The organism is uncultured Gimesia sp., from assembly GCF_963972345.1.
Lineage (GTDB): Bacteria > Planctomycetota > Planctomycetia > Planctomycetales > Planctomycetaceae > Gimesia.
In genome coordinates this window covers 25,100-34,650 of sequence record NZ_CAXAVM010000065.1, presented here as the reverse complement: position 1 = coordinate 34,650, position 9,551 = coordinate 25,100, and the positions used below count along the sequence as shown (strand labels likewise).

Genomic DNA, 9,551 nt, shown 5'->3' with positions numbered 1-9,551 from the left:
TCGGTATCGTCCTCAACGGGTCCCCGCTGTTTACCGGCAACGCGGGGAGCGGGGAAAGCGAAATCCGTCGCTATGTCCTCGAAAACGATCTGCTGGAAGCCATCATCGGCCTGCCGACTGATATGTTCTACAACACGGGCATCAGTACCTATATCTGGATCGTCTCCAATAAAAAGCCGAAACACCGCAAAGGCAAAGTCCAGTTGATCGACGCCAGCGCGATGTGGCAGAAGATGCGCAAAAGCCTGGGCAGCAAACGCAAGGAACTCAGCACCGCGCATATCGACGAGATTACGCGTCTGTTCGGCAACGCCAAAAAAGCCACGACAGGCGGTACTCCGATCAGCCGGATTTTCAAAACCACTGACTTCGGCTATCAGACCATCACCGTCGAACGCCCCGAACGGGATGAAGGGGGCAACATTGTGAAAGAGACCAAAGGCAAACGCAAAGGCCAGCCCAAAATCGACACCAGTCTACGGGATACCGAAGACGTCCCCCTCAGTGAAGATGTCGACGAATACTTCCAGCGGGAAGTTCTGCCCCATGTTCCCGATGCCTGGATCGATCACGAGAAAACCAAGATCGGCTACGAAATCCCCTTCAACCGGCATTTTTACGTCTTCAAACCGCCCCGCGAACTGGATGAAATCGACACCGAACTGAAAGCCGTCACAGATAAAATCCTCACCATGATCGGGGACTTATCGAAATGAAATTTCCAAAATATCCATCATACAAGAACAGCGATGTCGAGTGGTTGGGCGGGGTCCCTGAGCATTGGGACATTTTACCCACCAAGCGATTCTTTCGCTTAACTGCAGAGTCAGCTCCAAACAATAATGATTTCGAATTACTTTCCATCTATACAGACATAGGCGTCAGACCACGAAAAGACCTTGAAGCAAGAGGTAATAGAGCTTCAACAACTGACGGATATTGGTTAGTGAAGAAGGGCGATTTGATCGTTAATAAGCTTCTTGCATGGATGGGGGCAATCGGAATGTCAGATTATGACGGTGTAACAAGTCCAGCATACGACATTCTTCGACAAGTAAAACCACTGAATCCGAAGTATTATCACTACCTTTTTCGTTGTGGTATTTGCTTTACCGAGTTCCGTAAGTACTCACGAGGAATCATGGACATGAGGCTTCGGCTTTACTTCGATCAGTTGGGACAATTACCAATGCCTTTCCCCCCAAAAGTGGAACAAACCGCCATCGCGAATTTCCTCGATGCGGAAACGTCTAAGATTGACGCGTTGGTGGCGGAGCAGCGGCGGTTGATTGAGTTGCTGAAGGAAAAGCGGCAGGCGGTCATCAGCCACGCGGTCACCAAAGGCCTGAACCCCAACGCCCCCATGAAAGACAGCGGCATCGAATGGCTCGGCGATGTACCGGAACATTGGACGTTAACAAGGATCAAACATTTAGCGGACGGATTCATGTATGGCACTTCGTCAGACTGTAATCAAGAGGACGAAGGCACTCCGGTTCTTCGTATTCCAAACATTAAAGATGGCTATGTCGATTTCACTGACCTTAAATACGCAAACTTTTCTACTGAAGACGAAGACCGTTACATCCTTAGTGAAAATGACATTTTAGTCGTTCGGACGAATGGCAATCCGCAGTTGGTTGGCAAAAGTGCAATTTTTACCAGCCAATGCAAATGTATATTTGCCTCGTATTTAATCAAGATTCAGCCACGCCCAAATGTTGTACCTGCATATTTGAACCTCGTTATGAACGCATCATGTACTCGCGAAATGTTGACGCTCAGTGCCCGGACTTCAGCGGGCAACTACAACATGAACTGCGAGGGACTCGGACGAACTTACGTAATTCTTCCTCCACTCACCGAACAGTGGGAAATCTTGACGTACTTGGAAGCAAGGGTACGGACATTTGACCAGTTGCAGGCGGAAGCCGAAAAAGCAATCGAACTCCTGCAGGAACGCTGCACCGCTCTGATCTCCGCTGCAGTCACCGGCAAAATCGATGTCCGTGGATACGCAGCACAGGAGACAGCATGAACCAGACACCGAAAACCATTCAGATCTTTCTGCCGGGGGGCGATCCCCAGGGGATTCGAGTTGCCGAGATCACCACGCGGATTCTGCAGGTCATTGAAGTACCGCGCAAACTATTGAGCGACTTTTTCCAGATGCCAGAAAGTAATCAGGTCGGCGTCTACTTCCTGTTCGGTGAATCCGAAGAGGGGGACGAGCCCATTGTCTACATCGGTCAGACAGGAGATCTCCGCACACGACTGGCAACACACAACAACAAAAAGGATTTCTGGGAACGGGCACTGGTCGTCATCTCCCGAACCAACAGTATGACTCAGACACACGCGGTCTTTCTGGAATGGTACTGCCTGCAGGCCTGCCGAAAAGCAGAGCGTTTTGCAGACGAAAACGGCAACAGTGGCAGCCAACCCCACACACCAGCCCCATTAGAAGCGGACTGTCTGGAAATCTTCGACACCGCCAAAACACTGCTGGCCACCCTGGGTTATCCGGTTTTCGATCCCGTCATCTCGAATACATCATCGGACAAAGACTCAATCCTGATCTGTAATACATCAGAAACGGACGGTCGGGGACAATACACGACAGAGGGATTTGTCGTTCTGAAAGGGTCATCAGGACTGATAAGAAAATCGGCCCCCAGTCGCAGATTTTCTGAGAGCATGAGAGAGAAATTGGTAAAAAACAAGATCTGCAAAATTGAGGGCAACAGAATTATTTTTCTGAAAGATCACCTTTTCAAATCCCCCAGCAGCGCAGCAGCAGCACTGGTCGGTCGTAACGTCAACGGCTGGACGGTCTGGAAAGACAAAGCTGGGCGAACGCTGGATGAACTGAAACGACAATAGAAAGATTTTTAGCTATTAGCTAAAGTTTAAAGCGATACTTGGAAACTAAATTCAATAGATGAAATTAAAACAAGGTGCAAATAGAATGAATCCTTATTTGCCTGATCCTCTTCCCATTGAAGTGCTGGATATTTCACGATTAATTCGAAGAATCGGACCGGCAAACGCTGCTATCGCGCGGTATGATGGCTTACTTCAAAGTGTCGTTAACCCTTCTGTGATGCTTTCACCATTAACGAACCGCGAAGCTGTTCTGTCATCAAAAATCGAAGGAACACAGGCGACAGTTGATGAAGTCCTTGAATATGAAGCCGGTATGGAATTCGATCAGAACAAAACCGATGACATTCAAGAGGTCGTCAACTACCGCAAGACTTTGACATTGGCATCTGAAACACTGAAAACATACCCACTTTCGCTCTCGTTGATTCAGCAGATGCACAAGCTGTTAATGGATAGTGTGCGCGGCGCAAATAAATCTCCTGGAGATTTCCGTAAAGATCAAAACTGGCTTGGTTCTCATGGTTGCACCATCGAGCAGGCGAAGTTTGTACCACCATCACCACTACAACTCAATGACTACCTAATCGGCTGGCAGGAATATATTGCGGGTGAAGATATCGACGCTTTAGTTCAATGTGCGATCGTCCATGCTCAGTTTGAACTACTGCATCCATTTAAAGACGGAAACGGACGTATTGGTCGCCTACTGATCCCCTTGTTCCTGTTTCAAAAGAAGGTATTAGCAACACCCATGTTTTATTTGAGCGAATATCTCGAAGCGAATCGCGATACTTATTATGACCGTCTGCAAGGAATTAGTGATCACCGTGATTGGACGGGCTGGGTCGAATTTTTTCTCGGTGCGGTTACAGAGCAGTCTTTGTCTAATACAACGAGGGTACGCGGAATTCTCAATTTGTATGAAAAAATGAAAAGCCGAATTACTGACATTACTCATTCTCAATATGCACTTGCAATTTTAGATGCGATTTTTGATCGGCCCATTTTTCAGTCTGCAGATTTTTGCAAACGGTCCCAGATACCCAAACCGACGGCTACGGCAGCATTAAGAAAGCTAAAAGACGCTAAAATCCTACTTACAGTAAGAGAAGGCAGGGGGAGAAGACCTGCTGTTTATGCGTTTTCTGAGCTATTAAATATCGCTGAAGGAAGAGAAATCCTATAAATCTTTTGTGACTCTTCAGTAATCCACAAAACACATTGTGGCTCGTATTTCCAGGTAAACGATCCACAAGAGGTTTTGTTGTTAGTTGACGAGCTACAAAGACCAAGTATTCACCTACATTGGATCGATACATTTGAATATATACAAAGAAATAAAATTCGAAGACGAAATCTGCAGCGACTTGTCCGCGGCGGGCTGGCTGTTTGCCGACAAAGACGCGAATCATTACGACCGGGACCGGGCACTCTATCCCGCGGATGTCGTCGCCTGGGTGCAGGATACACAGCCGAAAGCCTGGGAAGTTCTCACCAAGAATCACGGCGCCGGAGCAGAACAGGCGTTACTCAACCGATTGCGGGACGCACTCAACAAGAGCGGGACTCTCTCTGTATTGCGGCAGGGCTTCGATGTACTGGGGATGCGCCACAAACTCAAGATGGCGCAATTCAAACCCGCGCTGGCCATCAACCCCGAGATCATGGAACATTACGCCGCCAACCGGCTACGGGTGGTGCGGCAGGTGCGGTACTCTCTGCATAATGAAAAAAGTATCGATCTGGTTCTGTTCCTGAACGGTCTGCCGGTCGCGACCGTTGAACTGAAAACCGATAACACACAAAGCATCGAAGATGCCGTCGATCAGTACCGCCATGACCGCGATCCCGCGCCGAAAGGGCAGGCAGCCGAGCCGCTCCTGTCGTTCCCCTCGGGCGCTCTGGTTCATTTCGCTGTCAGCAGCCGGGAAGCGAAGATGACCACCCGACTGGCAGGGACAGCAACCCATTTTCTACCGTTCAACCTGGGCAATGATGGTGCCGCGGGAAATCCGGTCAACAAGGACGGCTATATGGTCGCCTATCTCTGGGAACAGGTCTGGCAGCGGGAAAGCTGGCTGGAAATCCTCGGGCGGTATATGGTCGCCGAACTGGATCAGAAAAAACAGATCTCAAAAAACATCTTCCCCCGCTATCACCAGTTGGACGCGACCCGCAAACTGCAGGCGGCGATCTTAACCGAAGGCCCCGGTCAGAAGTACCTGATCCAGCATTCCGCCGGTTCGGGAAAAACCAATTCGATTGCCTGGTCGGCTCATTTTCTGGCAGACCTGCACAATGCGAACAACGAAAAGATTTTCGATACGGTCCTGGTCGTCTCTGACCGGAAAGTGATCGATGGTCAGTTACAGGATGTCATCTACGGCTTCGAACGGACAGCGGGTGTCGTCGCCACCATTAAGGGGGGAGGCGGCAGCAAGAGTTCAGAACTGGCAGAAGCCCTGTCCGGGGATAAAAAGATTGTCGTCTGTACGATCCAGACGTTCCCGTTTGCGCTGGAAGCAGTCCGCGAACTGGCAGCCACCCAGGGCAAACAGTTTGCCGTCATTGCCGACGAGGCGCACAGCTCACAGACGGGGGAAGCTGCTTCCAAACTGAAACAGCTGTTATCGGCAGAGGAACAGGAAGCCGTTGCCGACGGGGGCGAGATCAGCAGCGAAGACATTCTGGCGGCGCAGATGGCATCCCGCGCAAGTGAGAAAGGTATCACCTATGTCGCCTTTACTGCCACCCCCAAAGCCAAGACGCTGGAACTGTTCGGGCGGCGTCCTGATCCCAGTTTACCCGCGGGCGAGGGCAACCTGCCGGAACCGTTTCACGTCTATTCCATGCGACAGGCGATTGAAGAGGGTTTCATCCTGGACGTCCTCAAGAATTACACGTCTTATAAGCTGGCTTATAAACTGGCGAACGGCGGCGAAGAATTTGACGACAAGGAAGTCGAACGCGGCGCCGCGATGAAAGGCCTGATGAACTGGGTCCGGCTGCATCCCTACAACATTTCCCAGAAAGTTCAGATTGTCGTCGAACATTACCGGGAAACGGTCGCCATGCTACTGGGAGGGAAAGCCAAAGCAATGGTCGTCGTCAGCAGTCGCCTGGAGGCGGTCCGCTGGCAGCTGGCCATTGAAAAGTATATCAAAGAGAAAGGTTACCCGCTCAAAACACTGGTCGCCTTTTCCGGGGAAGTTAATGATAAAGAGTCCGGCCCCGAACCGTTCAAGGAATCCAGTCAGGCACTCAACCCTGGTCTGAAAGGACGCGACATCCGCGAAGCCTTCAAAGGGGACGAATACCAGATCCTGCTGGTGGCAAACAAATTTCAGACCGGCTTCGATCAGCCTTTGTTGTGTGGTATGTATGTTGATAAACGACTGGACGGGATACAGGCAGTTCAAACCCTCTCCCGGCTCAATCGCTGTTATCCGGGCAAGGAAGATACCTATGTACTCGACTTTGTGAATGATCCTGAAGAGATTCTGGCCTCGTTCAAAGTCTATTACACGACAGCCAGTCTGTCTGATGTGACCGACCCGAACCTGATACTGGATCTGCGCTCCAAACTGGACGCGACCGGCTACTATGACGATTTTGAAGTCGAACGGGTGGTGAATGTTGAACTCAACCCGAAATCGAAGCAGAGCCAGCTGGAAGCCGCCATCAAGCCAGTGGCCGAACGATTGCTGAAACAGTATGAGAACGCGAAAGCAGACTTCAATCTGGCCAGACAGAACAACGACGACGAGACAGCGAAAGCCGCCAAAGAAAGGATGGAAGCACTCCAGCTGTTCAAAACAGACATGCAGACTTATCTCCGGGCTTATACGTTCCTGTCTCAGATCTTTGATTATGGGAATACGGACTTCGAAAAACGCTCGATTTTCTACCGGCATCTACGGCGGCTGCTGAAATTCGGACGCGAGCGCGAAGGCGTGGATCTGTCACAGGTCAAGCTGACTCACCACAATCTGAAAAACCGCGGCAAACAGCAGATGCAGTTGCACGACAAAGACGGCTTACAGCTGGACCCGATCTCCGAAGCGGGCAGTGGTGCCGTTCAGGAGAAGCTGAAAGCCCGACTCAGCGAAATCATCGAAAAGGTAAATGACCTGTTTACCGGCGAACTCAGCGAGAACGATAAGCTGGTTTATGTGAATAATGTGATTCTCGGAAAACTGCTTGAATCGGAAACCCTGGTCAAACAGGCAGGCAGTAATTCGAAAGAACAGTTCGCGAACTCTCCTGACTTGGGTTCAGAACTGACCGAAGCCATCATGAACGCCCTGGACGCCCACAACGAAATGAGCACCCAGGCACTGAACTCAGAGAAAATCAAACAGGGACTGAAAGACATCCTGCTAAATCACACCAACCTGTATGAAGCATTACGCGAACGGTCAACGAGTGCTTAAGCAATAAAAGGGAATATAACAATCGATTTTTCACTAACAATCTGGATTATCGTATCGTTTATTGATTGTGGTTCTCTGGAATGTATAGATCGCCGTGCCCCTATGACCACACCACCGAGATAACTCATTTTTTCTTTTTCAAACCAGATGATTTTATTCAAATTGGCTACACTCCACAAAAGAATAGAAACGCCTGTTAAATCAATCTGGTAGTTTGACCTCTCAGATATTACTGCTCCTCAAGAAAATGAACTTGATTCATGGTAGAGAACTTTGAAGTATTTAAGTTTGAATTGAGTACCCCTAATCTGGTTGTGATACCTCAGGGACCGACACTGCAGTTTGTATACAGCAACGTCCAGGTTGAATCCAACAAGATATTAAGACTCCTCAATTCGTCTGAAATTAAAAATGTGATAATCGACTTTTCAAAAGTCAATTATTTGGATTCCGTCATCATCAACTCGATTACTCGTCTCCTGCAGCAGGCCAGACAAACTGGGGGACAGGCTGTCTGCTGCAATGCCTGTGAGAACATGCAAGATATTCTTAAGTGCATCAAAGTAGGAGTTCTTTGGCCTCTATTTGATACCCGAGAAGAAGCCATTAACTATATCATCAAAAAATCATAAACCTCTGACTTCCTGGTTTATATGGATTCCCGTGGAATTACCCGTATATTATTTCAAGAGTCTCACCGGATGAAATGAAGATTGGTGTGCAAAGCAGGCCTACTTTGGGAGAGCATTTGGCGTGTAAAATGAGAGAATACAATCAGAAAGCAGGCATATTATAAAGCTATTGCATTTATTACGTTGTTTATCCACAATGATTCTTAGCCTTACAGTTAGACTGTGTCCAGTTTTACTGTCGCGTCTCCAGGTCCATTAGGACCAAATATATTAGATTGAAAGGCGCTATGCTTAAATGTGATGCGATCTAGTTACTCCGTTCCTTTCGCATAGTCTCGGAGTAACGGACCTGCCCAATTAATAGCGCTAACTATATTGGGCGGGTTTTTTCTTAATATTGAGTTTCAGTGATGCCATAGCTGACTGACCGGTCGACACTATAATTTCCATTCATGCACACGATAAATGCGACTCGAAACCGGTAGAGAATCTCTTCCAGCATCAACAACCATGGCCAATGTAGTCATTCGATAATTTCTTCGGGCAGACTCGACGAAAGCAGACCGGTTAGCTGTAATTGGCTCTGTTTGCCGAGTCGACGCTTGAAAACTGTTCTCTCGCGAAACAGAATGAACGCGGGTGGAGAATCGATTTCATATTCAGCAGCAGTGGCTGGATTATCGTCGATGCGTATTCTGAGGATCTTCACGCGTCCCGCATATTGCTTTGACACCTGTTCCAGGATGGGGGTCATTTCTACACAAGGGCGACACCAGGGAGCCCAGAACTCCACCAGCACCGGTTGGTCAGCCTCGAGGACCGTCTGTTGAAAATCCAAATCTGTAACCTCAGGCAAACTCGAAAGAGACAGATCTGAAGCTGTATTCTGGCAGCCAGAAGTCAACGCGCATACTAGCAGTGCGACAGCGTAAAACGGAACAGGCAACCCGCCTGAAATCGGGCGGGTCACCTGGCTGTCTCTCTGTTGAACTTCCGCTTTCATCTGCTGGCGGATCTTATTTATCCTTGCGCGCAGGTGGTTTTTCTCCGAACTTGGCTTCATATTGAGCAATGAATTTTTCTTCCAATTCAGGATGGTGGATGAAGCACTGCGAATCGGGACGTTTATGTTCTTCGCACCAGTCTCCCTTTTTCTGGAAATCAGCGGCGAGTTTGGTACTACACTGGGCGCAGATTTCCTCGGGAACACCATGTTCAGCACACCAGAAACCGTGCAGGTTATGCCCCTCTTCTCCGTGTTCGTGCTCATGATCGTGTCCTTCTTCGCCATGCTCATGGTCTCGCCTCGACAGCTGAAATCAAGGTCAGACTCCAGAAAACAACCAGAACTCGGAAACAGAGCAAGGACATCAGTATACATTTCACATGCAGCAGGGGTCTGCAGGGCAATGATTAAATAGCAAAGGGTTTTCAAGGCCGTTCATCAGGCCCGGTGGGTAATACGGAACAGGTTTTACTCAAACTATGCTTTAACCACTGATTGTGCAAGGAGAACGGAGCGGGATTCTGGTACATTCATTTTTGAAATGCGATGTTCATTCAGATACAAATACACCAACAACATCGGTAGACTGTTTCT

The 9,551-nt window shown here is 48.9% G+C and carries 7 protein-coding genes; 6 read left to right on the top strand and 1 reads right to left on the bottom strand.

The window, feature by feature from the left end; genetic code table 11:
* From AACZ40_RS13025 to AACZ40_RS13000, 6 genes are all read left to right on the top strand, one after another.
* On the top strand, window positions 1-716 hold a 716-nt coding region (locus AACZ40_RS13025), incomplete at its 5' end, for an N-6 DNA methylase (protein WP_339674610.1).
* Complete coding sequence (locus AACZ40_RS13020) at window positions 713-2,038, top strand: restriction endonuclease subunit S (protein ID WP_291172762.1); 1,326 nt, start codon at window positions 713-715, stop codon at window positions 2,036-2,038. The genes AACZ40_RS13025 and AACZ40_RS13020, both read left to right, overlap by 4 nt.
* Complete coding sequence (locus AACZ40_RS13015; protein ID WP_291172764.1) at window positions 2,035-2,883, top strand: GIY-YIG nuclease family protein; 849 nt, start codon at window positions 2,035-2,037, stop codon at window positions 2,881-2,883. Before AACZ40_RS13020 ends, AACZ40_RS13015 begins: the two co-directional genes overlap by 4 nt.
* Before the next feature lie 58 nt (window positions 2,884-2,941).
* Window positions 2,942-4,072 carry a Fic/DOC family N-terminal domain-containing protein gene (locus AACZ40_RS13010; RefSeq protein WP_291172766.1) on the top strand — a complete coding sequence of 377 codons (1,131 nt, stop codon included), beginning with the start codon at window positions 2,942-2,944 and terminating at the stop codon, window positions 4,070-4,072.
* Between the two features lie 133 nt (window positions 4,073-4,205).
* A complete protein-coding gene (locus AACZ40_RS13005; RefSeq protein WP_291172769.1) occupies window positions 4,206-7,319 on the top strand; it encodes a type I restriction endonuclease in 3,114 nt (1,037 codons plus the stop codon).
* A 260-nt stretch (window positions 7,320-7,579) separates the two neighbouring features.
* On the top strand, window positions 7,580-7,951 hold the full coding sequence (locus AACZ40_RS13000; RefSeq protein WP_291172771.1) for an STAS domain-containing protein: 372 nt from the start codon (window positions 7,580-7,582) through the stop codon (window positions 7,949-7,951).
* A 523-nt stretch (window positions 7,952-8,474) separates the two neighbouring features.
* Here AACZ40_RS13000 and AACZ40_RS12995 read toward each other — a convergent pair.
* Complete coding sequence (locus AACZ40_RS12995) at window positions 8,475-9,242, bottom strand: thioredoxin domain-containing protein (RefSeq protein ID WP_291172773.1); 768 nt, start codon at window positions 9,240-9,242, stop codon at window positions 8,475-8,477.
* Between the last annotated feature and the right edge of the window lie 309 nt (window positions 9,243-9,551).